The organism is Haloarcula salina (assembly GCF_049603855.1).
In the GTDB taxonomy this organism is placed as follows: Archaea; Halobacteriota; Halobacteria; order Halobacteriales; family Haloarculaceae; genus Haloarcula; species Haloarcula salina_A.
Window position 1 is genome coordinate 2090849 of sequence record NZ_CP187146.1, and the last position, 26519, is coordinate 2117367.

The 26519-nt window shown below is 59.8% G+C and carries 21 protein-coding genes and 1 tRNA gene; 15 read left to right on the forward strand and 7 right to left on the reverse strand.

All coding sequences use genetic code 11. The features are described 5' to 3' along the window. Nucleotides 1-9: 9 nt before the first annotated feature. The 3 genes from ACOZ4I_RS10705 to ACOZ4I_RS10715 form a co-directional block, all read right to left on the reverse strand. On the reverse strand, nucleotides 10-762 hold the full coding sequence (locus ACOZ4I_RS10705; RefSeq protein ID WP_423999340.1) for a VOC family protein: 753 nt from the start codon (nucleotides 760-762) through the stop codon (nucleotides 10-12). 72 nt (nucleotides 763-834) lie between these two features. Continuing rightward, nucleotides 835-1275 carry a TIGR04206 family protein gene (locus ACOZ4I_RS10710; RefSeq protein WP_423999342.1) on the reverse strand — a complete coding sequence of 147 codons (441 nt, stop codon included), beginning with the start codon at nucleotides 1273-1275 and terminating at the stop codon, nucleotides 835-837. Nucleotides 1276-1353: 78 nt separating this feature from the next. Next, complete coding sequence (locus ACOZ4I_RS10715) at nucleotides 1354-2463, reverse strand: OBG GTPase family GTP-binding protein (RefSeq protein ID WP_423999344.1); 1110 nt, start codon at nucleotides 2461-2463, stop codon at nucleotides 1354-1356. A 138-nt stretch (nucleotides 2464-2601) separates the two neighbouring features. Between ACOZ4I_RS10715 and ACOZ4I_RS10720 the strand changes: the two genes are divergently transcribed. The 5 genes from ACOZ4I_RS10720 (at nucleotide 2602) to rpl12p (ending at nucleotide 5693) form a co-directional block, all read left to right on the forward strand. Continuing rightward, nucleotides 2602-2802 carry a hypothetical protein gene (locus ACOZ4I_RS10720; RefSeq protein WP_423999346.1) on the forward strand — a complete coding sequence of 67 codons (201 nt, stop codon included), beginning with the start codon at nucleotides 2602-2604 and terminating at the stop codon, nucleotides 2800-2802. 113 nt (nucleotides 2803-2915) lie between these two features. Then, complete coding sequence (locus tag ACOZ4I_RS10725) at nucleotides 2916-3404, forward strand: 50S ribosomal protein L11 (protein ID WP_423999348.1); 489 nt, start codon at nucleotides 2916-2918, stop codon at nucleotides 3402-3404. Nucleotides 3405-3643: 239 nt separating this feature from the next. Then, nucleotides 3644-4282, forward strand: coding sequence for a 50S ribosomal protein L1 (locus tag ACOZ4I_RS10730; RefSeq protein WP_423999350.1), 639 nt, complete (start codon nucleotides 3644-3646; stop codon nucleotides 4280-4282). Between the two features lies 1 nt (nucleotide 4283). Beyond that, nucleotides 4284-5330, forward strand: a complete 1047-nt coding sequence (locus ACOZ4I_RS10735; RefSeq protein WP_423999352.1) for a 50S ribosomal protein L10 — start codon at nucleotides 4284-4286, stop codon at nucleotides 5328-5330. A gap of 18 nt (nucleotides 5331-5348) precedes the next feature. Then, nucleotides 5349-5693, forward strand: a complete 345-nt coding sequence (rpl12p, locus tag ACOZ4I_RS10740) for a 50S ribosomal protein P1 (protein WP_423999354.1) — start codon at nucleotides 5349-5351, stop codon at nucleotides 5691-5693. 150 nt (nucleotides 5694-5843) lie between these two features. Here the strand turns inward: rpl12p and ACOZ4I_RS10745 are convergent, their stop codons facing one another. Further along, complete coding sequence (locus tag ACOZ4I_RS10745; RefSeq protein WP_423999356.1) at nucleotides 5844-9611, reverse strand: DUF7289 family protein; 3768 nt, start codon at nucleotides 9609-9611, stop codon at nucleotides 5844-5846. A 513-nt stretch (nucleotides 9612-10124) separates the two neighbouring features. Here ACOZ4I_RS10745 and ACOZ4I_RS10750 point away from each other — a divergent pair. Continuing rightward, the gene (locus ACOZ4I_RS10750) at nucleotides 10125-11123 is read left to right on the forward strand and encodes a tyrosine-type recombinase/integrase (RefSeq protein WP_423999358.1); all 999 of its coding nucleotides are present in this window, start codon (nucleotides 10125-10127) and stop codon (nucleotides 11121-11123) included. An 11-nt stretch (nucleotides 11124-11134) separates the two neighbouring features. On the opposite strand, the gene ACOZ4I_RS10755 is transcribed toward ACOZ4I_RS10750, so the two are convergent. Next, on the reverse strand, nucleotides 11135-11713 hold the full coding sequence (locus ACOZ4I_RS10755; protein WP_423999360.1) for a hypothetical protein: 579 nt from the start codon (nucleotides 11711-11713) through the stop codon (nucleotides 11135-11137). A 473-nt stretch (nucleotides 11714-12186) separates the two neighbouring features. Between ACOZ4I_RS10755 and ACOZ4I_RS10760 the strand changes: the two genes are divergently transcribed. The 4 genes from ACOZ4I_RS10760 (at nucleotide 12187) to ACOZ4I_RS10775 (ending at nucleotide 20411) form a co-directional block, all read left to right on the forward strand. Continuing rightward, on the forward strand, nucleotides 12187-13194 hold the full coding sequence (locus ACOZ4I_RS10760; protein ID WP_423999362.1) for a tyrosine-type recombinase/integrase: 1008 nt from the start codon (nucleotides 12187-12189) through the stop codon (nucleotides 13192-13194). Nucleotides 13195-13378: 184 nt separating this feature from the next. Beyond that, nucleotides 13379-15238, forward strand: a complete 1860-nt coding sequence (locus ACOZ4I_RS10765) for a winged helix-turn-helix domain-containing protein (protein WP_423999364.1) — start codon at nucleotides 13379-13381, stop codon at nucleotides 15236-15238. A gap of 310 nt (nucleotides 15239-15548) precedes the next feature. Next, the gene (locus ACOZ4I_RS10770) at nucleotides 15549-19301 is read left to right on the forward strand and encodes an Eco57I restriction-modification methylase domain-containing protein (RefSeq protein ID WP_423999366.1); all 3753 of its coding nucleotides are present in this window, start codon (nucleotides 15549-15551) and stop codon (nucleotides 19299-19301) included. A 42-nt stretch (nucleotides 19302-19343) separates the two neighbouring features. Beyond that, nucleotides 19344-20411, forward strand: coding sequence for a type I restriction enzyme HsdR N-terminal domain-containing protein (locus ACOZ4I_RS10775; RefSeq protein WP_423999368.1), 1068 nt, complete (start codon nucleotides 19344-19346; stop codon nucleotides 20409-20411). A 635-nt stretch (nucleotides 20412-21046) separates the two neighbouring features. Here the strand turns inward: ACOZ4I_RS10775 and ACOZ4I_RS10780 are convergent. Further along, nucleotides 21047-21118 (reverse strand) — tRNA-Ala (locus ACOZ4I_RS10780). Nucleotides 21119-21389: 271 nt separating this feature from the next. On the opposite strand from ACOZ4I_RS10780, the gene ACOZ4I_RS10785 reads away from it, so the two are divergent. Genes ACOZ4I_RS10785 through ACOZ4I_RS10805 form a run of 5 tightly spaced genes read left to right on the forward strand, consistent with a single transcriptional unit; the run spans nucleotide 21390 to nucleotide 24649 of the window. Next, on the forward strand, nucleotides 21390-21884 hold the full coding sequence (locus ACOZ4I_RS10785) for a DUF7287 family protein (RefSeq protein ID WP_423999370.1): 495 nt from the start codon (nucleotides 21390-21392) through the stop codon (nucleotides 21882-21884). 1 nt (nucleotide 21885) lies between these two features. Then, nucleotides 21886-22473 carry a DUF7288 family protein gene (locus ACOZ4I_RS10790; RefSeq protein ID WP_423999372.1) on the forward strand — a complete coding sequence of 196 codons (588 nt, stop codon included), beginning with the start codon at nucleotides 21886-21888 and terminating at the stop codon, nucleotides 22471-22473. Beyond that, a complete protein-coding gene (locus ACOZ4I_RS10795) occupies nucleotides 22461-23483 on the forward strand; it encodes a DUF7261 family protein (protein WP_423999374.1) in 1023 nt (340 codons plus the stop codon). Before ACOZ4I_RS10790 ends, ACOZ4I_RS10795 begins: the two co-directional genes overlap by 13 nt. Continuing rightward, nucleotides 23476-23913: a DUF7266 family protein gene (locus tag ACOZ4I_RS10800; RefSeq protein WP_423999376.1), complete on the forward strand. Its 438-nt coding sequence runs from the start codon at nucleotides 23476-23478 to the stop codon at nucleotides 23911-23913. Before ACOZ4I_RS10795 ends, ACOZ4I_RS10800 begins: the two co-directional genes overlap by 8 nt. Next, the gene (locus ACOZ4I_RS10805) at nucleotides 23906-24649 is read left to right on the forward strand and encodes a DUF7289 family protein (protein ID WP_423999378.1); all 744 of its coding nucleotides are present in this window, start codon (nucleotides 23906-23908) and stop codon (nucleotides 24647-24649) included. The genes ACOZ4I_RS10800 and ACOZ4I_RS10805 overlap by 8 nt, the downstream gene beginning before the upstream one ends. A 12-nt stretch (nucleotides 24650-24661) precedes the next feature. On the opposite strand, the gene ACOZ4I_RS10810 is transcribed toward ACOZ4I_RS10805, so the two are convergent. Further along, nucleotides 24662-26455, reverse strand: a complete 1794-nt coding sequence (locus tag ACOZ4I_RS10810) for a DUF7289 family protein (protein ID WP_423999380.1) — start codon at nucleotides 26453-26455, stop codon at nucleotides 24662-24664. Nucleotides 26456-26519 lie beyond the last annotated feature (64 nt).

The following is a 26519-nucleotide window of genomic DNA, read 5'->3' on the forward strand; positions in this document are numbered from 1 at the left end:
GTGACTGTCCTAGTTCGTCACGATCTCGATCTCGCGGCCGTCGGGGTCCTTGGTGAACGCGTACCGGTCGTCGCAGCTCTCGGGATCGCGGTAGTCCTCCGCGTGGCGGTGCATCAGCGTCTCCCAGGTGTCGTGGAGGTCGTCGGTCCGGACGGCGAGGTGCCCCCACGCGTCGCCGAGCTCGTAGGTCCGGCCGTCGTAGTTGTACGTTAGTTCGACGGACATCGCCTCGTCCGGCGCGTCAGCCGGCTTGAGGAAGTACAGCGCGAAGTCGTCGTGTTCCGAGCGGCGGAACAGTTCGTAGTCGAGCTTGCGGGTGTACCACCCGATGGCCTGTTCGGCGTCTTCGACGCGGATCATCGTGTGGTCGAGCGACCACTTCGCGCCGTGGTCGCGCTCGACGATCTCGATCTCGTGGCCGTCGGGGTCAGTAACGAAGGCGTAGGAGCCGCCACAGGAGTCGGGGTCGCGGTAGTCGTCGACGCCGGCCTCCATCAGTTCCTCGTAGGCGTCGTACACGTCGTCGGTGCGGACGGCGATGTGTCCCCACGCGTCACCCATCGTGTAGGACCGGCCGTCGTGGTTGTACGTGAGTTCGAGGAGTGCGCCCTCGTCGTGGGCGTCCTCCGGGCCGAGGAAGACGTTGGTGAACGTGTCGGCCTCCCAGCGGCCCTTCTCCTCGTAGTCGAAGTGTGTCTGGTACCATTCGAGCGAGGCGTCGAGGTCCTCGACGCGCATCATTGTATGATCGAGCGACAACATACGCGGGACTATCGAACGAGCGAGCGAAAAGGGTACCGCCACAGGCGGAAGCGACCGGCTTCGATGCGGGTTTCAGTCGCCCGTGCCGCCACCGCGGAGCGCGGGCCAGTAGTACCACCACACCACCGCCAGCAGGACGACCGTTCCCACCGGGACCGCCGTGGAGCCGAGCCGCCTGTTGAAGCCCAGCGCGACGGAGACCTGCGAGAGCCCGGCGGCCGTGAGCGCGAAGGCGGTGAGGCGGCGGTCCTCGTGCCAGACGACGCCGGCGACGGCGCTCGCCAGACCGAGCAGATACAGCACGACGCCGGTCCCCCAGGCCTCGAGAAAGCGCGGCAGCCCCTGGGTGAACCGGACGAAGTAGTCGTAGACGGTGACGAGCGCGAGCGGATCCGTGTTGACGAGGCCGAACGAGAACACGAGCGTCAGGTCGCGCCCGACCAGTAGTACCGTCCACGGGACGAGACCTGCAACGACGACAGCACCGAGACGGCGGTGCGGCGCGTTGGTCATGGGTGGACTCGGGGTCTGACCGAGATAATAGCTGTTCTTTCCGCACGTGCGTGCGCCGTGAACGGAGCCGGCATACGCTCAGCGGTTCGCGACGATTCGGAGCACGTCCTCGTCGGCGAGTTCGTGGTCCCGTCCCACCTGCTGTTCGTCGTGCTTGGCGCTCGGACCGGTGACGCGCGCGAAGCGGAACCGCTCGTCGAAACTCCCGCCGAGCTTCTCACAGGCGTCGTCGACGGTGTCGCCCTCGCGGAGGATCAGCGGCTCCTCGTAGTCGACGCCGCGGCCCGGCTTGTCCATGTAGATGCGGATGAGCCCGAGTTCCTCCCAGATTCGCTCGGTGAGGCTGTCCAGCCCTTTCTCCTCCTCGGCACTGATGAAGATGGCCTCGTCGGGGTCGATGTCGCGCTCCTCCAGTTCGCTCTCGACCGTCGGGAGGTAGTCCGGCTCGATGAGGTCGGCCTTGTTGACGGCGACGAGCGAGGGGAGGTAGACGCGGTTGTCCATCACACCGTCGACGAGCTGGTCGATGTCGACGTCCGCGCCGACGGTCACGTCGGCGTTGACGTAGCCGTGTTCGCGCAGGACCGCCTTGATGGTGTCCTCGTCGAGCGACACGTCGGAAGCCGTGTTGACGGAGATCCCGTCTTTGCCCTTCTTGCGGATGTTCACCCACGGCGGCTCCTGGTCGAGGCGGATCTTGTTCTCGTACAGTTCCTTTCGGAGGCGGTCGTACTGGTCGATCTCGAAGACAGAGATAAGAAAGACGACGAGATCGGCGGTTCGGACGACCGAGAGAACTTCTTTGCCGCCGCCGCGGCCGCCGGCCGCGCCCTCGATGAGGCCGGGCACGTCGAGGATCTGGATGTTCGCGCCCTTGTGCTTGAGCATCCCCGGATACACGTCGAGCGTGGTGAACTCGTAGGCACCCGTCTCGGACTCGGCGTTGGTCAGCGCGTTGAGCAGCGTCGACTTGCCGACGCTGGGGAACCCGACGAGAGCGACGGTTGCGTCGCCGTGCTTCTCGACGCCGTAACCGCCGCCGCCGCCGGAGGAGGCCTGCTGTTCGAGCTTCTCTTTTTTCTCTGCGAGCTTGGACTTCAGCCGACCGATATGCGCCTCTGTCGACTTGTTGTAGGGCGTGCTGGCGATTTCTTCTTCGAGTTCCTGTATCTCCTCTTCGAGCCCCATTAGGTGTATGTCGGCCGCCCGTGCCGAATAAGGCTTTCCTCCCCGACCGAGACGCGCCCTCCAGAGGCGACCGACCCCGCCGAGTGACACTCAAATAATTCGACACACCTATAGGGTATCCTCCGTCACGTGTCGACAATGGGTGCCGCCGACAGGTTCCGCGACAGTACGCAGATCCTCCTGCCAGCCGGTGCGCTGGACGGGGTCCGCGAGGAACTGGAGCGGCAGTTCACCGTGACGGTCCACCGCGAGGGCGACTGCGTCCGCGTCATCGGGTCGCCGGTCGAGATCAAGGGCGCGAGCGACTTCCTCGCCATGAACGGCGTCGCCGTCGCCTGACGCGGCCCGAGACACACCACGGCCGCGACTGTTCTGAGTTCGAGCGTGTGTGCCCCTCACGCAGCCGTCTGCGAAACGCAATCCTTTAAACCGCCGCGGCGATTTGCCCATACATGGCTGGAACTATCGAAGTCCTCGTTCCCGGTGGACAGGCCAACCCCGGTCCGCCGCTCGGTCCGGAACTCGGCCCGACACCCGTGGACGTGCAGGCAGTCGTACAGGAGATCAACGACCAGACGGCCGCGTTCGACGGCACCGAGGTCCCGGTCACTGTCGACTACGACGACGACGGCTCGTTCAGCATCGACGTCGGTGTCCCGCCGACGGCCGAGCTCATCAAGGACGAGGCCGGCTTCGAGACCGGAAGCGGCGAACCCCAGGAGAACTTCGTCGCCGACCTCTCCGTCGAACAGGTCAAGCAGATCGCCGAGCAGAAGCACCCCGACCTGCTCGCCTACGACCTGAAGAACGCCGCGAAGGAAGTCGTCGGAACCTGCACCTCGCTGGGCGTCACCATCGAGGGCGAGAACCCCCGCGAGTTCAAAGAGCGAATCGACGCCGGCGAGTACGACGACGAGTTCGCCGCCGAAGCCTCGGCGTAGTCCGAGTCGCTTCGAGCGGAGCGACAGGAGTTTTTCGCGGTCTGGCCGACGAGCCGCGGCTGTGGCCCGTCGGGATCGCCGTTTTGTGCCCGCCCCTGAGACGCGGAAACACGGCCGTGAGCCGCCGTGGGGCTGGTTCGACGGGTTTAAGTGTCGCATTAGCGTTGTGCCGGACGAGACAGGCATCCGCCTGTTTCACTGACCCGTAGAAGCCATACGGCGCACTACGGAGGTGAACAATGGCAGATCAGGAAATAGAGAACGCAGTCTCGCGCGCACTCGAGGACGCACCCGAGCGGAACTTCCGCGAAACGGTGGACCTCGCAGTGAACCTGCGCGACTTAGATCTTAACGACCCGTCGAACCGTGTCGACGAGTCCGTCGTGCTTCCTGCTGGCACCGGTCAGGAGACCACCATTGTGGTCTTCGCCGAGGGCGAAACCGCCCTTCGTGCCGAGGAAGTCGCAGACGACGTACTCGACGAGGACGAACTCGAGGAACTCGGTGGCGACGACGACGCCGCCAAGGACCTGGCCGACTCCACTGACTTCTTCATCGCGGAGAAGGACATGATGCAGGACATCGGTCGGTACCTCGGTACCGTCCTCGGTCCCCGCGGGAAGATGCCGGAACCGCTCGACCCCGACGACGACGTCGTCGAGGTCATCGAACGCATGAAAAACACCGTGCAGCTCCGCAGCGGGGAACGACGGACGTTCCACACGCGGGTCGGCGCAGAGGACATGTCTGCCGAGGACATCTCGGACAACATCGACGTCATCCTCCGCCGACTGCACGCGGACCTCGAGAAGGGCCCGCTGAACATCGACACCGTCTACGTCAAGACGACGATGGGCCCGGCCGTGGAGGTGGCCTGATATGAGCGCCGAGTCCGAACGCAAGACCGAGACCATCCCCGAATGGAAACAGGAAGAGGTCGACTCGATCGTCGAGATGATCGAGTCCTACGAGAGCGTCGGCGTCGTCAACATCGCCGGCATTCCCTCGCGACAGCTTCAGGACATGCGCCGTGACCTGCACGGCACCGCGGAGCTTCGCGTCTCCCGGAACACGCTCCTGAAGCGTGCCCTCGACGAAGTCGACGACGGTCTCGAAGACCTCAACGGCTTCGTCACCGGACAGGTCGGCCTCATCGGCACGAACGACAACCCGTTCTCGCTGTTCCAGGAACTCGAGGCCTCCAAGACGCCGGCCCCCATCAGCGCCGGCGAGGTGGCCCCGAACGAGATCGTCATCCCGGAAGGCGACACGGGCGTCGACCCCGGTCCGTTCGTCGGTGAACTCCAGAGCATCGGTGCCGACGCGCGCATCCAGGAGGGCTCCATTCAGGTGCTCTCGGACTCCGTCGTGCTGGACGCGGGCGAAGAGGTCTCACAGGACCTCTCGAACGTCCTCAGCGAACTGGGCATCGAACCGAAGGAGGTCGGACTCGACCTCCGCGCCGTCTTCGCCGACGGCGTCCTGTTCGAACCCGAGGAGCTCGAACTCGACGTCGACGAGTACGAGCGCGACATCCAGGCGGCCGCCAGTCGGGCGTTCAACCTCTCGGTCAACGCCGAGTACCCGACCGCGACGACCGTCACGACGATGCTGCAGTCGGCCCGTGGCGACGCCAAGAGCCTCGCGCTCCAGGCCGCCATCGAGGACCCCGAGGTCGTCCCCGACCTCGTGAGCAAAGCTGACGCACAGCTGCGCGCACTGGCCGCGGAGATCGACGACGACGAGGCGCTCCCCGAGGAGCTCCAGGGCGTCGAGGCTGCGGCTGCGACAGAGGAATCGGCTGACGACCAAGACGACGACACCGCTTCCGAGGACGACGCCGACGAGTCGGCGGCCGAAGACGACGAGGCCGACGACGACGATGACGACGAAGACGCCGGCGACGCGCTCGGAGCGATGTTCTAACAACCTACACAAAGACCAATGGAATACGTATACGCTGCACTCATCCTGAACGAAGCGGACGAAGAGATCAACGAAGACAACCTGACCGACGTGCTCGAAGCCGCCGGCGTCGACGTCGAGGAGTCCCGCGTCAAGGCCCTCGTCGCCGCCCTCGAGGACGTCGACATCGAGGAGGCCGTCGAGCAGGCCGCCGCGGCTCCCGTCCCCGCCAGCGGTGGCGCGGCCGCGCCCGCCGAGGGTGACGCCGACGAGGACGAGGCCGAGGACGAGGCCGAGGAAGAAGCCGCCGACGACGGCGACGACGACGAGGACGATGAGGACGACGACGCCAGCGGCGAAGGCCTCGGCGAACTCTTCGGCTAAGTCACCGGCACACCGAATCAGTCTTTCTTTGCGCTCGACTCCCCAGCGACAGCGACGTCTCTGGCACTCGCCCGATCACAGACGGACGCGACTGTCGACGGGACCTCGAAACTGAAACCGATTCGACGGAGAAGAAGCGCGTTCGGCGGCTTACTCGCCCAGCGTCACCGAGTCCGAGTCGACCGAGATGGGAGCGTTGTCGCCGGACGCCCCCGTCTCGTCGAGTTCCTTGAGGAACAGTTCGCCGGAGGCCGTGTCGTCGACCGGGTCACCGGTCGTCTCGTTGTACACCGTCACCTCGTAGGTGTAGTACCCGGGATCGAGGTCGACGTCGTAGCCCGCCCACGCCGGATACGCTGACACGCCGGTCAGGTCCCCGCTCCCGGCAGTGACGTTTTTCGACGCGGCGAACACTGTCTCGCCGTCGCTCTCGTTCCGGATCGTGAGATTCACGGTTCGCTCGTCGCCGATCGTCCCCCTGTTGACGACCTCGACGGTCATCCGACTGGCGCCCCCGCGGCGCTCGATCAATTCAGAGGTGTTGTACGTCTGTGCGCCGATGTTGATCGACTGGGTGTCGGCAACCGCGACGTCCGAGCGGCCGACGAAGAACGACTGTCCGGGGGACGTCGAGTTCGCCGTCTCGACTTTGACGGTGTAGTTCCCGCGGTCGGTCGGCAGGTCGAGCGTGAACTGCCGCGTGTCACCGGGAGCGAGTATCGTCGACATCGTCACCGAATCGACCGTGGTGAACGACGGACTGGCGTCGTCGTCGTTCTTCGCCTTCAGGACGACCGTGTCGGTCCCGGCCTCGTCGCCGACGTTGGTGACGGTGACGGTCGCGGTCGCGCTGTCGTCGCTGTCGATTGCGCCGGGGACGCGGAGCGAGTCGACCTGCATGAACTGTTCGTCCAGTTCACCGACGTAGACGTTCCCGCTCCAGCGCTCGTCGGATCCGCCCACAGTCACGTTGTACCCGTACGAATTTTCGGGGACCTTGCTGTCGGTGTCCAGTTCGAACGTGACTTCCTCTGTCTCGTTGGCCTCGATCACGACCGACTCGTTGCCGGCCGTCGAGCCGTCGAACGTGGTTTCGACCGTCGCAGTCCCGGCCTGACCGCCGACGTTCGTGACCTCGGCCGTCACCACGGCGTCGGTCGTCTCGTCGACGCGTGCCGGAGCATCGACGTCGCTAATCCGGTACTTCGGTCCCGTGCGAACGTCTTTCTCGATCGCGTTGACCGTGAACAGCACCACGGCGTCGTTGTAGTCTGGGTCTCCTTCCCGGCCCGCGTTATCCGGGTCCGCGTTCGGCTCCGAGAGTTCGTACAGGAACGCTCGCTCGCCGTCGGCCAGTCGGAGATGGCCCGTGTCGTCGACGCGGCTCCCGAGCGTGTCCTGAACGTCGCGCTGATACCACTGAGCCTGTTCGAACGACGGCAGTTCGTCGCCGTCGCCGAGGATCACGAGGTTCCCGCTGTTCTGCGTCTGGCTGACCTCGATGCGCTCGTCACCCCAACCGGAACAGTATTCGGTTTCGTACCCTGCGAGCCAGATCGGCGGGTCGGTCTCGCGCGACCAGTCGCAGTAGTACGACTGCGCGAAGACGGAGATCTCCGTCCCGGGTTCGAACGACGCGGAGTAGGTATACGGATTCTCGTGGTCGTCGGAGACGAGTCGCTGTTCGGCGTGCGGTCCGTTGACGTCGCCGTTCTCGTAATCACGCCAGAGTTCGATCGTCTCCGCCCCGGACTCGTCGCGGACGTACAGCGACATCTGCACGGGCGCGTGGGTGATATGATCGTACCTAGTATCGAAGCCCTCAAGATCAGCGCCCTTCAGCGCGACGGAGGCGTTGACCGACTGCTCGATAGTGATCGTCGAGCCGTTCCCCCCGATCAGCGACTCCGGCTGGACGTTCATCGTCAGCCGTCGAGACCGGTTCGCCGTCGAGAACGTCAGCGGATACTTCCCGGGCTCGTCGGGCGCGGTGACCGTTCGGTTCAGCGTGACGCTCTCGCCCGGATCCAGCGCCTCGGTCTCCGAGACCACGGTCGTTCCGTTGCGCTCGACGCGGAGCGTCTGCTCGCCCTCGGTCCCACCGGTGTTCCTGACGGTGAACGTGGTCGTCGTCTGATTGCCCGGGCGAACCGGGTTCTTCACGTCCGTGGCCGTGATCTCGAACAGCGGCGGCGGTGAGGCGCCGACGACGAACGATCCCGACTCCGTCCGGTCGGGCGTCTCGACGACGTAGCGGTAGTGCGTCGGCTCGGAGACGGTGATCGGACTGCTCGTGACCGAAACCGTCCCGGACTCGGCCCCGCTCTGCGCGCCGTCGAGGTCCAGCGTCGTCGTCTGGGTCGCGATCACGGTGCCGGTCGAGGCGTTCACGATGCGGACTTCGACTGGCGAGATCTTCCGGATGTCACCGGTGTTCTCGATCGTCGCGTCGACAGTCGCCGGATCGCCGCTCTGGAGGCCGCCCGGCGGCGTAATGGACGTTATCTCGAACACGCCCACGCGCCCGACGACGAAGTGGTGCCCGTCGTCGCGGTGCTGGATGTAACTGCTGTCGTTCGTCACCACCGTGAGGTTGTACGTCCCGTTCTCGCCCGTCGGCAGCGACGGTCCGAAGTCGAGCGTCCGGTTGTCGTTCGGGTGGACGGTCACGGCCCGCGTCGCGTTCACCGACCCGTTGACGAGGAACTCGACCCGCTGGGTCGCCGTCATCGCGCCGGTGTTGTTCACCGTCACCGTCGCCGACGGGACCTGATTCAGCCGCGCGCTCGCCGGCATCGTGTTGTCGGTGATCGCGAGGTTCGGCGACCCGCCCGGCGACGTGTAGACGACCGTCACGTTCGCAGCGTCGGCGCTCGTCGAGACGCTGAAGTTGTGCGGCGCGCTGACGGTCACCGGCAACGTTGCGTTGACCGTGGCCGAGTCACCGCCACCGAGCGTGACGGACCGGTTCACCGACGGGGATCCCGACCGGTTGTGAGCCAGCGTCACGTTCTGCGTGTCGCGCAGGCCGCCGACGTTCGTCACGGTCGCCGAGACGTTCGCGCCGGGGCCCGCGTCGTTGGGTGTCACCGAGAGGTTCTCGACTTCGTACCGGGAGTCCGAGACGTCGCCGAGCGCGAACCGGATCCGAACCGTGTCGCCGGGTTCGACGGCCTTCGGCGTCACGGTGACGTACTTGTCGTCGTACGTGTCGCGTGCCCAGTCTGCCCACGCGCGTGCGTACGTGCTGTTGTCCACCGTCAGGGTCGCGTTCTCGATGCGGGACGGGATACACGACTGCGACGGCGACGTCACCGCACCGCTTCGCGCCTGCTCGTACGTTGCGTCCGTGAACATCGCCATCTTCAGTGCGGCCTCGTGGGACCGCTTGCTCGTCGCGTTCGAGCGGACCGTGACCGACTCACCGCCAATGTGGCGGCCGGAGATGTTCGCGAACGAGAGCGACAGCGACCCGTCGTCGTAGGTCACCGCCGGCGGCGCGGACATCGTCGCTCCAGACTCGGTCTGTCGCCACACACCGCCCCCCTCGTAGCCGACCCGCTTGCCGTCCCGCTGGTACTCGATCGTGTGAAGAGTGCGGTTCCCGGTGGAACACGACGGCGACCCGTTCAGAGTCAGGTTGTACGTCGCGTTCACTCGCACGCCGACGTCCGACCGGACCCGGTTCGGAACGACGACCGATTCGTCTGTCTCCGATCGCTGGAAGCTGTTGTCGACGGACAGCATCACTTCTTCGGCTATCTCGACGTTCGCCTCGTTGTTCACGTCCCCGAGCGTCTGCTGCCCCACCTGCACGATCAGAAACGCCCCGATCACCACCACGCTGGCCAGTAGCACGACCCCGAGCACGTGCGACACACCACGGTCTGTTACCCCCTGTTTACCCCACGCTGACATATACATATACATACCAACTGTTGCACAAAAAAGTATTGCTTTACTGTGTGTAAACTATCATATTTCGCAGCGAAAGCGTCTCTCCGGCGGAAATCGTGACACGGAGCAATCGTCGAAGCTGCCACGCCACCTCGGTTGAAAGCGAGGACAGTCCTCCGGGGAAGGCAGGAGTCCGATTCCCTCCCGCGCACCGCCAGACGGCGGCGGGTGCATCCGCATTCCGGATGAACTCTTCTTCGACGGGGAGGTTCCCGAAAACCCGATTCCGCCGATATCGGCGAAAAGCGACGCTCTCGCGTCGATTTAGTTTCCCCGCGTATGGCGGTAAAATGAGGATGGACTCGCCGGGATTTGAACCCGAGCTACGTTCACTGACGCTCACTTCGCTCCAAACCCATGCTAATCCAGTGATAAGAGGAGAATCTCAGAACTCCGGCTTAGTTTACTGGTATGGGGGTCGCCTCGCGGGCCTCAGCTCCCGTCATCCAACTGCTGGTGGCTCGAAAGCAAACAATGGTTGACCCAATCACACCACGCCGGGCGAAAGAACTGTACCTCGAAGACCGCACCGACCTCAGCGACACCTCAAAACAGAATCACGGGTATCGGGTCGAGCGGTTCGTAGAATGGTGCGAAGAAAACGGTATCGACAATCTCAACGAGATGACTGGCCGACGTATCCACGAATTCAAAGTCTGGAGAGCGGAGGAAGTCAACAACGTCACTCTGCAAAACCAACTGGGAACAATCAGACAATTCCTGTCGTTCTGTGAACGGATTGACGCAGTGTCGACTGGATTAAGCAAGAAGGTCGAACTTCCACAGCTCGGCATGAACGAGGACGTGAGCGACACAGCGATTACCCCCGAAGAAGCGGAAGCGATTCTGGATTACCTCGGAAAATACGAGTACGCAACGCTGAGGCACGTCATATTCTATCTACTGTGGCACACTGGTATTCGAACCAGTACGCTCCGTGCCTTCGACATCACCGACCTTCACATCGGAGAGGGCTACATCAAAGCAGTCAACCGAGAATCGACTGGGACGCCCCTGAAGAACCGCCAGCGAGGTGAACGGGAAATCAATCTCGGAAAGGACGTTATCGAAGTCCTCAATGACTGGGTTCACGACCTACACCCTCGCGTTGAAGATGACTCCGGTCGGATGGCACTCATCTGCACGTCATTCGGTCGAGCACACGAAACGACGATTCGCGCTCACGTCTACAAGGCCACCCGACCCTGTTACTACTCAAACCAGTGCCCCCACGACCGAAAAATCGAAGACTGCGAGGCGGTCATGAGTCCGAATGCCAGTCAGTGTCCGTCCTCTGTGAGTCCACACGCAATCAGAAAGGGGTCGATTACCTATCACCGGAACAAGGGCTGGCCGGTCGAAGCGGTCAGCGATAGAGCCGACGTGAGTCGGGAGGTACTGGACAAGCACTACGACAAAGCCTCAAACAGCGAGAAGCGCCAGCGACGGACTGAATTCCTCGACAAGCTTTAAATTCCGTCGTTCTATTTTCTCAGGCCTTGACATTCCAAACAAGGGTGTACAACATCGTATAAAAACCTATTTGAGAAGGAGGTGACTGGTACATAAACTCTTCCGCCATAGGTGTATTCACCTCGATATTCTTCTAAAAGCGGTGGTTCCAAAACTCCATTTCCGGATTTCTTTTCTGCAAAAACATAGTTGACTCCATATTTGCCTGTCATCTTTTCTGTTTTCATAGTCAAAACATCTACCACCGTGATATCATTTTCATCAAATGCTTCTTTGTGGTGTACTGATATCTGTCTAATTCCCTCTTCCCTACTTATTAGTATATCGTACATTTGTTTCTTCGAGTCATCGTCTAACCAATTCTTTATAGCCGTGTATCCCTCTGTCGTCGTAAGAAAATCATTGATTGAGTATAGTGCCCCAGTGAATGCGCTGAAGTTGTATATGAATGAGTCTGGATTGTTATAGACGAGGTTGGGACTGTCCAGCCTAAGATTTTCCACCTCCATATTTCCGAGAAAGAATTTTGCTTCCCCAAATTTATGTTCAATTAGCACCTGTGGGTCGCTTTTTTGGTCACTGTCGCTCATATAATTCCATTGGAGAAATATAATATTAGTTTTATTATAAGATACTTCCCAAATGTTTTTAATTGTCATATTTCGTATGAAGGATTAGGACGCGCTCTGAACGGACTGATTGTGTAGGGGAGTTCTATGACTGATTATACGACACCCTCGAAAAGAGATTGAACTGCCGATAGTGATTTGAAGTCGGAGTCCGACAAATAGCGTGAACCGCCAGCAAGCGGACGCGGGAAGTGAGGGTCGCTCCAAATGCAGAGCGGTGAGCTACGATAGACTCACTCGAAATCAAGAGTGGCGGATAAAAGTGAACGGGAAAACCGGCACAGGGCCGGCTCGTCCACTTTCGCTTCGCTCAAGTGGACTCGCCGGGATTTGAACCCGGGGCCTACGCTCACGGCCGCTACGCGCCCTCCGCGTGGGGAGTGTGCCAACCTGAGTGGATCTATCTGGGTGTACGACTCCGTTGACACCCAACCATGAGTCTCGAACCATACGCGCCACAGGAAGCCGTCACAAGCTTCCTCGAAGACCAGAAAGAAGGACAGGCAAAGAACACCGTACAGAACTATAAGTACGCGCTCCGCCCGTTCGTGGACTTCTGCCACGAAAACCAGATAGAGAATCTCAACGACCTCACCGGCCGACGACTCAAGGAGTTCAAAACGTGGCGTGGTAAGCAGGTGAGTCTCACCACGCTACGAAACCAGATGTGGACGCTGAAGAAGTTCATGCGGTTCTGTCAGGCTATTGAAGCCGTTCCTCACGGGCTTCCGATGAAGGTGGAGAGCCTCGTGCCACAGAAGGACGGTAACGATTCGCGGGCTGAGTTCATTGAGGCGGAGACAGCAGACGTAATTCTCGACTACCTGGAAAAGTACGAATACGCCTCACTCCGACACGTCACGTTCCTCCTCCTGTGGCGAACAGCCGCCCGTCAGGGGAGTATCCACGCTCTCGATGTGGACGACCTCGTGGAAGACCCACCGATGCTGAAGATACGCCACCGACCAGATACCGGAACTCCGCTGAAGAACAAAGCCCACGGTGAGCGTAACGTTCCGCTATCGAAAGAAGACGTGGAAGTGGTACAGGACTATCTCGAAATGAACCATCCCGGCGGAACGGACAAGCACGGACGAGAACCCCTGTTGATGGGCCGATCAGTCCGTGCCCAGAAAACAACGATTCAGCGGAACGTGTACACTCTCACACGTCCCTGTCACTACGGTCAACAGTGTCCCCACGACCGAGACCCTGACGAGTGCGAAGCCACGACATATAACACTGCCAGTAAGTGTCCATCGAGCGTGAGTCCCCACTCGATTCGGAAGGGCCGTATTATGTACCTGCTCGATAACGACGTGTCCATCGAGGACGTCTCCGACCTCGTGAACAGTGGGTACGACACCATCAAGCAGTACTACGACAAGCGCTCGAAGACGGAGAAGTCCGAACAGATTCGACAGACGATGCCAGACTGTTAGACCGCTCACTAAACGGCTTTCGACACTTGACCCCTGGGGTCTGACCAAGAAAATCAGACTCCATATTTTGAAAGAATCGGCCGCCGTCTGTGGGATTTCGGTAGTTATATTCGACTGCGTCCCGTTGTATATAGTAGAGGCTTTTCCCGCGATACTCGACTGATGAGCGGGAGGTATTATTCTCATGTCCACAGACACATCTACAGCGGCAGAACTATCGCAAAATCCCACTCTCGAACAGATTCATATTCAGCTCGATGGCGTGATACGGGAGGCATTCGAATACCCACAAACTGCACTCATTGAGGCGCTACCGGCTTCCGGTAAGAGTTACGGTGTCCTCAAATGGGCGGCCGAAACAGGCAACCAGATTACCATCTTCGCCCCACGGCACGAACTCATGGACGAGTACGAGGGTTGGTGTGCGGAAGATGATCTCGACCTTTCGGTTAAGCGGCTTGCTTCCTTCCACCGCGACTGTCAGAGCGTTTCACTTGACGAGAAGGGAAATCCGGCAGATGAACTGACGGAGAAACTACTCTCGAACTACCGACAGGGGGTCAAAGGCGAAACAATCCATCAGGAGGCCAGAAGGCTACTCGGGGAACAGCTTCCCTGTCAGGAGCATGGTGAATGTCCGTTCATCGAGGGGATTAATATCGACCCCGAGTCGTACGATGTTCTTCTCGGTCACTATCTCCACGCCTACCAGACTGACTGGACTGAGGAACGCTACGTCGCTATCGATGAGTTCCCCGGAGACGCTTTCGTGCAAGAGTACACGGGAAAGGTAGCACCAGCAGTAACCGCATACGTTGAGGAGGAGGACCGACTTCCTTTCCGGGATTACGAGGAGTTGCTCGAACGCCAGTCAGAGTTTCAGGAAGAAGTTGAGCTGTGGAAGCAGGAGGTTTGGTCGTACTACGATTCCAATCACGTACTCCAAGCCAAGAATTCGTCAGCACACGCTCTTGGGCCGCTAATGACGCTCGCAAATCTGGAGAAAGAGCGACTGGATAACCGGTGGCGACACGCTGAATTGGGCAATGGAAAAGTAGCGGTCCGGAACACCGAACACGAATGGTCGTTCCTCCTTCCGCCGAACCTGGGAAAGGCAGAGAGTGTCGTGGCTCTCGATGGGACTCCAGTACTCGAACTGTGGGAACTCGTGATGGGGACGGAGATCGAACGGTTTCCGCTCCTCAATGAGGGGAACAGACAGGTATATCTTGAGGATATTCTCGGACTGGAAATCATACAGACTACTGAGAACTGGAACGCCTATCAGGGTGGAGATGGGGTTTCTCCGACTGTTGACATTCCAGTTGTCGAAAAGATAGGGAAACTTGAAGGAAGAACCCCCGGGGTCATCACCTCCAAGAGGGGCCTCAAACAGTACGAAAGCTATGGATTGGAGTCGCTGGCATCGGAGACTGAGAACTATGGGAACCTGAAGGGTAGCAACGCCTTCGGGACGACACGACTCGGCATCATTCTCGGGAACCCTCATCCCGGTGACGACTTGATCGAGAAGTGGAGCGCACTCGCCGGCCACTCTGCAGAACGGAGAGAAGGAACCGAAGGGAAGGCTACTGATTACGGATTCTTCGGCAACTGCGTGATGAAGGCGCTTGTTCAGAACGAAGTCCTGCAAGCGGTGATGCGCTTCGGACGTGAGGAGCAGAACGGCGAGAAGGGGGCGACCGTGTACGTCCATACCTCAGCACTACCCGATTGGGTGGAGCCGGAGAAGCAGCTCGTCTCGGTTGACTCGTGGATAACCCCAAAGAACGGGATGAGGCAAGTGATTGACGCGATCTACGACCTTGAGGGTTGGCGTAAACGGGAATGGAAGGTGGGAAAGATAGCTGATCGTGTGTCGATCTCCCACAGCTATGCTCGTAAGCACCTCAAGACTCTCGTGGAACAAGGCTATCTCGACAGTCGGAAAGCGGGACGTGGTGGAGGGGGTGGTGCATGGCACTTCTCGAATGTTTGCCTCGAAGAAGCAGCAAAGTACGGCCACGTCGAGTTCTCCGAATAGTTTCGGAAGTCGGGGTATAGTGTTGTATAGGTAGGGTTCCGAAAACTCAATTTGAGATCTTTAAGTGTTCAATATAGAGGTGTTAAGTGTAACTCCCAACGGCTTCAACTAACGAAACTGTGCATTGAGGCGGTTTTTCTCTCGACTGTGAGGGGGACGTAACGATAAGCTGTAAAACTCGAAGGCAAGAGTCCATCGAATCACCGGCCGACTCCATGCGTTATTACACCGACAGGAAACCTGCTAACCGTCTGAATGGAATGACAGTCGGACACCATCCTTTTTGACAGCAGACCGTCTCGGGAAGGATATGTCGGATACGTCTGCGATTCTCGAAACCCTCCACGGAATCGCCTCGCGCCTCGATGCAGATATGAGCGAAAAGGACGTCGAAAACGCCTTTCTCAATGAAAACTTCTACGACAAGCTCGGTTACAAGGGCGCAGGTCACGACCTTCGGAGTGAATGGACTCTTCCCGACGACCGTCGTCCCGATTACGTCACGCTTGACAGCAACGAATCTGTCACTGCCGTCTACGAATTCAAAACGACCGGACGTGACCTCGTCCCCCACGAAGATCAACTGTTCCATTACGTGGACGAACTCAAAGCCGACTACGGTGTGCTGACCAACGGGAAGGCGCTTCGGTTGTATCGTCGGGATGGGCACTCTCGTCTGCTCACCGTTTCACTCGAAGAAGCCACACAGAGCGACGCCGCCGATCTCGGTGCAGCCCTCCAGAAGCCCCGATGGGATATAACCGACCCGAATAGCGTCACCGAATTCCTCGACCGCCTCGATGAAGTGGAACTTGACGGTGAACTTGGCCGCACCCACTTCTTTGAGACGTTCCGCTTGGAGGAGGACAGCCCCTTCGCCAACCTCGTTACGGCGATGATGGACCTCCTCGAAGAGCTCCGAGACGAACAGGAAGCGAAGTTCGTGGAAGGTGCGTATGACTTCTGGGAGGCCAGTTACGCCAGCGAACCAGACAAGACACCCGACTCGTGGGAACCCTTCATCGACGACCAGCAGTCACTCCGCGACTTCATGTTCTGCTTGGAGTCCGGCCACGCACTCCTCGCTCGACTCCTCTTGGCGAAAGCCACCGACGACCACGACTTCTTCCCCAACAGTACGGGTCTCCGGCGGTACTTCGATGAACTCGGCGGCTTCAGCGGCTCCATCGAGTTGGACGCCTACCCGATTGCGGCCAACGGCATGATCGAGGACATGCGTAACCACCTCGTCCAGAGCCTCTTCGAGGACGACATCTTCATCTGGTGGACAGACGGCTACGGCAAAGAAACTGCCAGCCAACACAAGAACCCATACAGCCGCTTCGAGTCTGTCGCCAAAGAGGGGAGCGACGTTAGCCGAGTCAGTCCTTCGACCCGAGAACGGTTCAGTCGCGCTATCGCTCACGTCTCGTTTGCGGTGCTGAAATTCGACTTTGCGCAGGTTGAGGGCGACCCGCTGGGTAACCTTTACCAGAAGTACTTCGACCCGGATACGCGGAAGGCCCTGGGGGAGTTCTACACGCCAGAGCCCGTCATCGACTACATCATGGACGGCGTCGAATACGACGTGGGCGTCTCTGAGGAGCGCATTATCGACCCGTCCTGTGGTTCCGGGACGTTCCTCGTAGAAGCCGTGAACCGTTACCTCGACGACGTGCGCCGGTACAACGACGAGCCCGATTGGTCGGAACACCTCACCGAACTCTGTACGACGCCGCATATCGTCGGGTTGGACATTCACCCGTTCGCGGTGTTGATGGCACAGATTCGCTTCATGGTCGCTATTCTCCCTGAGTACAAGGAGGCGAAACAGGAGGACGATGAGTTCACGATTCGACGGCTCCCGATTTTCCGGACGGACTCCTTGCGAAATGAGCGAGAACTGACGGGCCTCGATCTCGGTGACGACGACCAGACGCAGATGACGTTTGACTCCATCACCGAGGACAATCAAGACGTGAAGATTCCTGTGCCACTTCCAATTGAGGTCGATGAGAGCGAAGTGGCAGACTCGGAATTGGAGGATGGATTCCTCGTTCAACGGGTTCGTATGCCGAAGTACGACACGGCGAAAATGAACGCCGGCGTCCGGAACTTTGGGGAGTACTACGCCGCACTACAGGGCGTCTTGGACGTGGTAAAATTCCACATGCGGGAAGGATGGTGGGAGTACGGTGGAGGCCTCGAAGAGGGTATCCACCGTTATACAACCCGCGATTACGATGGGGTTGAGGATTTCTTCGAGCCATACGTCAACGATATTCTGGCTACGGTACGCTACCTTCGAGAAGACCATGGTGACGGACGGCTGTTCAAAATGTTTGAAGATACAGTCTTGTCTTTAGTCGTGAAAAATTATATGAAGTATGATTATGTTGTGGGGAATCCGCCATGGGGAGGCATTCTGTTAGGTAGTCGGGGAGCATTAGGGAATGAGTCTCTCCGCGATCAGTTGAGAGAACAGTATGACTCTGCCTACGGGAGGTATGATATCTATGTCCCATTTATCGAACGAGGGGTTGATTGGCTACGTGAAGATGGTAATTTAGGATACATTACTCCCAACCGATTTATGAAGCGCAATTACGGGAAGGAGACTCGTCGTATCCTGTTGGAGAACACCAAGTTAGACACTATTGTTGACTTCGGGGATTATGATGAGATGTTCGATAATGCGACTAACTATCCCTGTATCCTGATTACCGAGAAAGAGAGTGTGTCTGAATCAGAGTTTGAATTCGTTACGTTCCAAGACGAAGTTCACGAGCGATCGGTTGATACGGTTATGGAACATCTTCGAGAGAGTTCTGTACCTTGGATTAAACGGCACAGGTTGAATCAGGCAAAACTAACAACAGACTCCTGGTCGCCTGCCAAGGTTCTCGCATCAGATATTGTCCAAAGTGTCAGAGATGGCCCCGGACAGCGGATTGGGGAACTGTACAACGCCAGTCAGGGGTGTACAATTGGCGGGAAAGGGTGCGAAGAGATATTTGTTTTATCGGAGAGGGAGGCGGAGAACCTGAATTTGGAGGAGGACTTGTTGCAGAACGTACTGAAAGGCGGAGATATTGAGAAGTGGTCGGAACCAACACAAGACAAAGTTCTCATATATCCATACGACGACAACGGAGATGTCGTTGATCTGGAGGACTATCCAGAGACGCACACCTATCTATCTGAATACGAGAAACGGTTGGAAAGCAGAGAATTAGACGGGAAGAACATTACTGACTGGAACAAGGAATGGTACGAACTATGGCGACCCCGTGATAGGGCCGTTCTCGGTAGCCAGAAAATCATCACGCCCCGTCTTTCAACAGAAAATTGCTTCGCGGTCGATCTGGAGAAGCATTTCCTGTTAGATTCGGCAGTTGGGATGATGTGTCCAGAGACACATTACGAGTATCTACTTGGATTTCTGAACTCAACTTGGAGTCAGTTGTACGTCAATAGCGAGAGCACGTACGTACAAAACCGATACTGGAACTACAGCCAAACCGTAGTTGAGTCCCTTCCAATAGTGCCGCCTGAAGATGCAGTTGGCTCAGAGGCCTACAATAATATTGAGGCGGCTGTCAAGGAACTCCTCAAATATAGAGATCTGCGGGAGCGTATTGATGGGTTCCCCACCACCTATCTTGATGAGTCAGTAGAGATTGATTGGGTTGATTATACTTGGCAGACAAAGCGGTCGTCGGTTGACCCGACAATCAACGAAGAGGATGGAGTCATCAGCTTAGATGCGGGACGTACTGATAGTATCCGAAACGCCTTGATTAATACTGAGACGAAGGCGAAGTATATCCGAGAATCAGTAGAGGGAATGAACGTAGATAGTGGAGAGAGCATTTCGATTCCTATCCCTATTAGCGATACTGATGTACAGGACGTAATGTCCGAACTGAACGACGATAAAGTCAGGTTTGATACGGAGGAAATAACCAATCTGGAGAATAAGATTGACGAAGCGGTCTATTCACTTCTGGAATTAGACCAAGATGAAAAGCAGACAGTTCAGGACTGTCTTGACTTGTTCTAACTCTCAGTATCTTTATCCGGTTGCCAGAAGGAGATGCACGAAATGACGCTACGTGAGGAGTTATCTGAGTACGCGGAACGCTCCTCGGGCCTGATCGAGGACTCTCCACAAATGGACGAGGAGAACACCAAGCGGAAACTCATCGAGCCGCTAATTGATCTTCTCGGATGGGACATTCTCTCCTCCGCTGTCGAACTGGAGTACTCCGTACAGATGGGATCAACGACGAAACGGGTTGACTATGCGCTCAAAATCGAGGGGACCCCGGTCGTATTCGTTGAGGCGAAAGGGTGTGATACACCACTCGAACAGAGTCACGAAGAGCAACTCAAGAGTTACATGCGACAGGTCGGAGTCGATTGGGGACTCCTATCGAATGGACGTGAGTTCAAGATTTTCCGCCATCACGTTTCAAGCAACCGAGTCAACTTGATTTCTCTCTCAGAGTTCGACGTAGAGGATGTACCGGACAACGAACACCCCCTCAAGGCACTCTCCCGTGAATCTATTGAGTCCGGTGAATCCCGACAGATCGCTGAGAAGATCGAGGCGGTACAGAACGCCGTTAAAGAGCTCCGAGAGAATAAAGAAGACCTCGCTGAGGATGTAACTGGAGTAGTTTCGGAAGTCGCCGGAAATGCAGTGTCACAGCAAGTCGAGGATGAAGCGAAGAGTTTCGTCGATAATCTAATCCGAACATTGGAGGAGCAGGCACATCGAAGAGAGGTCATTCGAGATCCACCCGGAAGTAACGACAAACCCGTGAATGGAGAGTATGAAATTCGTGTCTCCCGGAACGGGGAGGAAATTCACTGTGTAGTTGAGGAATTACAGTCTGAAGCGATGGGTTCGCTTGTGGATTATCTTATTGAGGAGGAGAAACTGTTGAACGAGATTGAGATTCCATATATTCCAGGAACCGGCAAAGGGAGCCGTGCACTTCTCAATGACAAGCCGGAACACACGAATGGCAAAGAAATGAAAACACACCAATCTGTTTCGAAGGGATACTACGTTCACACGAATCTTCCCTCCGATCAGAAACAGAAGTACGTCTCGGAACTTGCCGAAAAAGTGGACGTAGAATTGGAGTTCATCGGGGGGTGGTAATAGGGCTATATCGAATACCCATCTCTGGTTAGAGCGTTGTGGATAATCCTTCCGGGATTCGCAAACCGTAGGGTATCTCACATAGAGACTCTAAGTGTAACACCCAACGATTCATCGAACGTAACTACGCATTGAGTCGGTTTTCTCTCCCAACGAATCGTGATAGCGTAACGACTCGGTAGTATCTCAATGGTTTTGCCTATCAAGCGGGCGGATACACCAATCTGCTTCCATACCGTCGGCTTCGGGACACTCGAAACGGCTAATTTCGACTGATTCAGCGACCAATATATCTCAGCTCATACGAGAAATTTCGGAGAGCGACCTACCTATATATGCAATACGGCCACTCAATGAATGTTCCAACCGGAGACAGAGTGCATAGACGCGGTTGGAACCCGTCCCCTCAATGTACAGTTACGTCCCTATCGGAACTGTGGCTCTACACACTAATACACCGCCTTCCGAAACTCGATTGTACAAAACCCGGATACGGCAGAGGTACGGAGAGGGGACGGTGGGAGGCCACAAGGGAGGATTTTGGCGGGTGAAAGCGGCAAGATACACGCTCAACGGTGTAGGGATTTTATAAAGAAGCCACGCCTTCTGTCGATTGTTGACGGAGAGAACTCAGATGGACTCGCCGGGATTTGAACCCGGGGCCTCTCCCATGCCAAGGGAGTGATCTACCCCTGATCTACGAGCCCGCTTCGTACTTCTGGTATCCGGTGGCTTTTATTAAACCCATCGAAGCGGGCCGGGAGTGAGAACGGCTGGCATCCGGCGTGGCCTGCACAGATCGGCCACAATGGATAAGAGCGTCGGGAGCCTCGACTACGCAGATACGGGCATGCAGCGAGGAGAGGGAGCGTGTTGAGGCGTCGAGTCCGATCGAAGGGTCGACCGTGCAGGGCCGAGAGAGCGACGCGTGGGCAGACCACGCTCGATTTCGCCATTGGGATCAGCGTGTTCCTCGCGGTGCTCATCTTCATCTTCCTGTTCGTCCCCGGCCTGCTGTCCCCGTTCACGGAGGGGGCACAGGAGGAGACGGTCGTCTCGAACCGCGTGGCCGACGGGATCACCAAATCGATGCTGGGGTCGCCGGAGCACCCGTACCGACTCGATCGGTACTGCACGGTGAAGTTCTTCGACGACCAGACCGCTCCGGCGTCCTGTACGGGAACCTGGAGCGGCGGCCAACCCGTCGAGTCGCAACTGGGACTCGATCCGACCAGACAGCACCTGAACGTCACGATCTACGGGAACGTGTCGACGGCTGGGTCGGGATCGGACCGCCTGTGCTGGGACGAGACCGCGGACGCTGTCGTCGAAGAAGGGAACGCGTCCGCGACGTGCTCGGTGCCGTTCAGTCGCGGTGAGGCAGCGCCGACGAACAACGACCAGTCGGTGACGGCCACCCGGGTGGTCTGGCTCGATGGGTACGACGTGACCGTCTCCGTGGAGGTGTGGTGAGATGCGAGGCCAGGCACACACGCTGGAAGCGGTCATCGCGAGTTTGATGCTGCTGTCGAGTCTGGTGTTCGCGCTCCAGATGACGGCGGTGACGCCGCTGTCGGCGAGCACGTCGAGCCAGCACATCGAGAACCAGCAGGCGGCGACGGGGAAGGGTGTGCTCACGGCGGCGGCCGAGGCCGGCGCGCTCAAGCCGGCGCTCCTGTTCTGGAACAACTCGACGCGGCAGTTCCACGGCGTGACCGGCCAGGAGAACTTCTACACCAGCGGGCCGCCAGACAACAGGTTCGGCGAGATGCTCTCGCGGTCGTTCGACGACCGGGGCATCGCCTACAACGTCTATCTCAGCTTCGTCAGCCCGAGCGGCGACATCGTTCCCCGGCGGTACGTCTACAACGGCGTCCCGACCGACAACGCGGTAACGGCGACCTACACGGTGACGCTGTCCGACGACGACCCGCTGTACGACGAGGACGGGACGGCGAACGAGACGACACTCGGGGACCCGGGCTCGACGTATCTGATCCCCGACACGGGGCGAAACCACTACAACACGGTCCGCGTGGAGGTGATCGCGTGGCGGATCTAGCCGGCCGCGAACGCGGCCAGATCATCCTGATCGCGGCGTTCGCCCTCGCGGTGACGTTCGTCTCGCTCGCGCTCATCGTCAACTCCGCCATCTTCACCGAGAACCTCGCGAGTCGCGGGGAGACCGCCGGCGGCGACGGTGCGCTCGACGCGCGAGCGATGGTCGAGACAAGCGTCGAGCGAAGCGTAGCGGCGGCGAACCGCTACAACCACTCCGCGCCCGAGGCGGCGGTCGAGCGCGACGTGCGGGCGGCGAGTCGCCAGCGCGGGAAACAGCAGGCGCTCACCGGCGGTCTGGTGAACACCTCGAACCCGCACGACTACCACTACGGGTCGCGGATCGCGATGAACGACAGCGGCGGCGGGAACTTCACCGCGAACGGGCTGAGCGGCGGCGCTTCGGACTGGCAACTGGTCGAGGGCGTCGACGAAAACGGGCGGCCGCACGCGGTCCGCGCGTTCGAGATGGAAATCAAGAAGGGCGGTGCGCTGGACTCGACCGACCTCGACCCCCTGTCCGGCCGGTTCACCGTCGTCGTGAACAACACGGGATCGCCGAGTCGACAGTGGACGGTCACGCTCTGGCGCGAGGACCTGAATCCGGACCGGATCCACGTGCGAACGGAGCGGCCCGGTGGCGCGGCGCGAGAGTGTGCCAAGACGATTCCCGCCGATGAATTCGCCGTCTCGCTGACCGACGGCACGGTCGACGGACGCCCATGTCATGCGCTCGGGTACGATCAGGCCGCGGACACGTACTTCGGCTACGGCGCGGGCGTCTCGACGCCGTACAACGTCAGCTTCCAGAACGGCGACCAGGTGAAGGGCAACTACTCGTTCGTCACGGCGAACTCGCCGGCGACGACGACGCTCGATTCCGGGCCGAGCGCCGGCCCCGCGCCGTACATGACGAGCGCGGTCTACGAGGTCGAGGTGGCGTTCACGTACGCGAATCCGAGCATCAACTACACGACGCAAATTCGGGTCGCTCCGGGTGAGCCCGATGGATAACCGCGCCGTCTCGACGACGCTGAGCTACACGCTGACGCTCACGATCGCCACGCTGCTGGTGACCGGGCTGGTCGTCGCCGGGAGCGACTTCGTGAACGACCGGCGCGAGGAGGTGGTCCGCGAGGAACTCGCCGTGATCGGTCAGCAGGTCGCCTCCGACCTCGCACAGGCCGACCGACTGGTTCAGGCAGCCCACGGCGGCTCACCCACCGTGACACTCCGGCGGAGCTACCCGGAGCGTGTCGCCGGCAGCGGCTACCGGATCTCGCTGGACGGGCCGAACGACCGCGTCGCGCTCGAATCGGTCGAGCCGTCGCTGTCGGTCACGGTCGACATCGAGACCACGTCGGCGATGGGGACGAGTACGGTCAACGGCGGCGTCGTGGTCGTGACCTACGAGAGCGGCCAGCTGGAGGTGCGCAATGGCTGACCGGGGCGTCAGCGAGGTGCTGAGCTTCATTCTGGTGTTCACGCTGATCATCGCCTCGATTACCCTCGTGTCAGTGGGCGGTCTCGGGACCCTGCAGGACGCCCGGAACGCCGAGCAACTCAACAACGCCGAACGGGCGTTCGACATCCTGACCGACAACGTCGCGGACCTCTACCAGCGCGGCGCGCCGAGCCGGGCCACAGAAATCAGCCTCGGCGAGGCCCAGCTTCGGACGGGCGAGAACGTGACGATGACCGTCGAGGTCGACAGCGGAAGCGGGTACTCGCGGGTCGGCCAGTGGGAGATTCGCCCCATCGTCTTCGAGGGCGACGAAGAGCGACGGATCGTCTACGAGGCCGGCGGCGTCTACCGGACGAACCGCGACGGCGGGCTCAGGATTCGAGACCCGCCGCTGGTCGTAGACGGGAACCACGTGCTTGTCACCGTCGTCGGTCTCAACAGGCCGGATACCCAGAGCCTCGGCGGGTCGACCGTGCTCGTGCGGGCGAACCACCGGGACACGGACATCGCGTTCGAGGACACGAGCGGCGGCGTCGAGGGCGTTCGGATCAACGTCACCGGACCGCGGTCGGACCTCTGGGAAGACTACTTCGAGGAGAAGGGGTTCACGTGTGCCACCGGCAACGACTGGTGTGAGTACCCCGACGGTGCCGGTGGCAGCATCGAGCGGACGTACGTCGTCTACCACGATATCCGAGTCGACATCGACCAGTAGCGTTCGAACTGCTCAGGGCGAGGTCACGTTGATTCGGTTGACGGAGATGTGGAGGTACGTGATGCGGATGATGTTCACTTCTTCCGGGACCGCCCGGGTGTTCCTGAGGCTCCGGTCGTAGTGGATCGCACCGTCCTGCCAGATGTCGACCTCGCCGGTGACGACGCCGCCGTAGATCTCGCTCTGGCGCATCGCGAGCTTGTTCGTCCCCTGGCTGGGTGCGTAGATGATGCCGACGAACTTGGAGTTGGTCCCGTCCTTCGAGAGCGTCGTGTTCACGTGGCTCTTGCCGTAGAAGGCGACCTGCGTGGCGTTCTCGCTCGGGCCGCTCCCGACCGTCACGACCCGTCCGCCGGTGATGTCGATGTGTGAGGTCGTCGTCTCGCCCTTGATCGTCCGGTCGCCCCAGGCGCTCTCGCCCTTGACGAAGAAGCGCGCGTCGTGGGTTCCGTCGACCTCGATGCTCGCTTCGTCGAGGCTGACGTAGTCCCGGACCGCCACGGAGACGTTGCCGCCGCTCGTGTCGACGGTGAGCGTCTCGCCGGAGTCGAGGTCGATGTGCTCGACGTAGTACTGCTTGTCGCCGCCCGCCGAGTCGAGCGTGCCGCTACTGGTGATAGTGTCGTCAGAGTAGTACCCGCTGTCTGGGTTCGAGCGGATGTCGTCCACCCGGCGGTTGACGTAGCCGTCGATGGCCGACACGCTCTCGACGCCGGAGATCTGCTCGGTCTCGACCGACGGCGGCGCAGGCGACGGTGAGAAGCCGTCGGCGTACTCGACCCGTTCGCCGTTGAAATTGTTGCCCCAGTCCTTCATGTCGACGTACCCGCCGGAGGTGATGTTGCCGTGGACGCGGACGCCGTTGTCCTGTATCTGGACGTCGCCGGCGGTGTTGATCGAGGCGTTGTTCCAGCCGTTGGCCGCGCCCTCCCCGGCGTAGCCGTCCCCGTCAGAGGAATTGTAGGCGTCGAAGCCCGGGTCGGTCGACCCCTTGAACTTGATGACGCCGGCGGGCGAGGACGACCTGACTGCGCTTCGGACGGTTCGCGCGCCGACGGGCGTAACGAGCGTGGCGTTGACCATGTTCTTCGAGTGCGTGTAGTTCACCTCGCCCTCGGTTCGCGTCTCGAAGTACTGTCCCCAGCCGCGGTAGTAGTCGCTGCGGACCGACACCGTCACCTCGCCGTTCGCCATCGGATTGACGAACGCGGGGTTCATCGTCTCGTTCGGGAAGTACCGCGTCGTCCCGTTTCGGCTGATGACGCCCCGTCGACCAAGCGACGCGTCGCCACGGACCGTTATCAGCGGCAGGGTCAGCGTCGCCCCGCGGTAGTGGAACTCCGGCGGCGAGATCATCACCGACTGTCCCGCGCCGTCGGAGCGCCAGACGCCGCCGCCCTGGTACGCGATCGTGGTCGCCGTCTCGTCGTCGTTGACGACCGCGCCCATCCGCTTTCGGAACACGACCGTCGTGGCTCCCGTCTCGGGGTCCTTGTAGGAGACGTTCATCCACCCCGCGTCCTCGTCGACGCGGTAGCGCTCTGACCCGCGGGCGGCGAGTTCGACCTGCTGAACGTTCGACTGGCCGAGTCCGACGAGTGCCGCCCGTGAGTCGAACTCCGTCAGCGCCTTCTGCGTGCGCTCCGCGCCGAGATGTGACTCCGTGTCCGTGATCGCGCCGGCCCCGAACGCGACGACCATCGTCGTCGAGACGACCATGATCCCGAAGATCAGCGCCACCCCGAGCGGTGCCGACTGCGCGCGGCACCGCCGCTCTCCGCCGCCCCGACCCAGAGGCATCTTCATGCCCCCTCAATTGCTATCACCGCTGATAACGTCTCTGGCCACGTGTAATTCATCTGTCTCCTCC

Excerpts from the sequence above, each read along its gene's own strand:
- ACOZ4I_RS10710 (WP_423999342.1), bottom strand. The coding sequence starts at position 1,275 with ATGACCAACGCGCCGCACCGCCGTCTCGGTGCTGTCGTCGTTGCAGGT.
- ACOZ4I_RS10805 (WP_423999378.1), top strand. The coding sequence starts at position 23,906 with ATGGCTGACCGGGGCGTCAGCGAGGTGCTGAGCTTCATTCTGGTGTTC.
- ACOZ4I_RS10705 (WP_423999340.1), bottom strand. The coding sequence starts at position 762 with ATGTTGTCGCTCGATCATACAATGATGCGCGTCGAGGACCTCGACGCC.
- ACOZ4I_RS10715 (WP_423999344.1), bottom strand. The coding sequence starts at position 2,463 with ATGGGGCTCGAAGAGGAGATACAGGAACTCGAAGAAGAAATCGCCAGC.
- ACOZ4I_RS10755 (WP_423999360.1), bottom strand. The coding sequence starts at position 11,713 with ATGAGCGACAGTGACCAAAAAAGCGACCCACAGGTGCTAATTGAACAT.
- rpl12p (WP_423999354.1), top strand. The coding sequence starts at position 5,349 with ATGGAATACGTATACGCTGCACTCATCCTGAACGAAGCGGACGAAGAG.
- ACOZ4I_RS10790 (WP_423999372.1), top strand. The coding sequence starts at position 21,886 with ATGCGAGGCCAGGCACACACGCTGGAAGCGGTCATCGCGAGTTTGATG.
- ACOZ4I_RS10720 (WP_423999346.1), top strand. The coding sequence starts at position 2,602 with ATGGGTGCCGCCGACAGGTTCCGCGACAGTACGCAGATCCTCCTGCCA.
- ACOZ4I_RS10730 (WP_423999350.1), top strand. The coding sequence starts at position 3,644 with ATGGCAGATCAGGAAATAGAGAACGCAGTCTCGCGCGCACTCGAGGAC.
- ACOZ4I_RS10745 (WP_423999356.1), bottom strand. The coding sequence starts at position 9,611 with ATGTCAGCGTGGGGTAAACAGGGGGTAACAGACCGTGGTGTGTCGCAC.
- ACOZ4I_RS10765 (WP_423999364.1), top strand. The coding sequence starts at position 13,379 with ATGTCCACAGACACATCTACAGCGGCAGAACTATCGCAAAATCCCACT.
- ACOZ4I_RS10800 (WP_423999376.1), top strand. The coding sequence starts at position 23,476 with ATGGATAACCGCGCCGTCTCGACGACGCTGAGCTACACGCTGACGCTC.
- ACOZ4I_RS10750 (WP_423999358.1), top strand. The coding sequence starts at position 10,125 with ATGGTTGACCCAATCACACCACGCCGGGCGAAAGAACTGTACCTCGAA.
- ACOZ4I_RS10770 (WP_423999366.1), top strand. The coding sequence starts at position 15,549 with ATGTCGGATACGTCTGCGATTCTCGAAACCCTCCACGGAATCGCCTCG.
- ACOZ4I_RS10810 (WP_423999380.1), bottom strand. The coding sequence starts at position 26,455 with ATGAAGATGCCTCTGGGTCGGGGCGGCGGAGAGCGGCGGTGCCGCGCG.
- ACOZ4I_RS10735 (WP_423999352.1), top strand. The coding sequence starts at position 4,284 with ATGAGCGCCGAGTCCGAACGCAAGACCGAGACCATCCCCGAATGGAAA.
- ACOZ4I_RS10725 (WP_423999348.1), top strand. The coding sequence starts at position 2,916 with ATGGCTGGAACTATCGAAGTCCTCGTTCCCGGTGGACAGGCCAACCCC.
- ACOZ4I_RS10775 (WP_423999368.1), top strand. The coding sequence starts at position 19,344 with ATGACGCTACGTGAGGAGTTATCTGAGTACGCGGAACGCTCCTCGGGC.
- ACOZ4I_RS10760 (WP_423999362.1), top strand. The coding sequence starts at position 12,187 with ATGAGTCTCGAACCATACGCGCCACAGGAAGCCGTCACAAGCTTCCTC.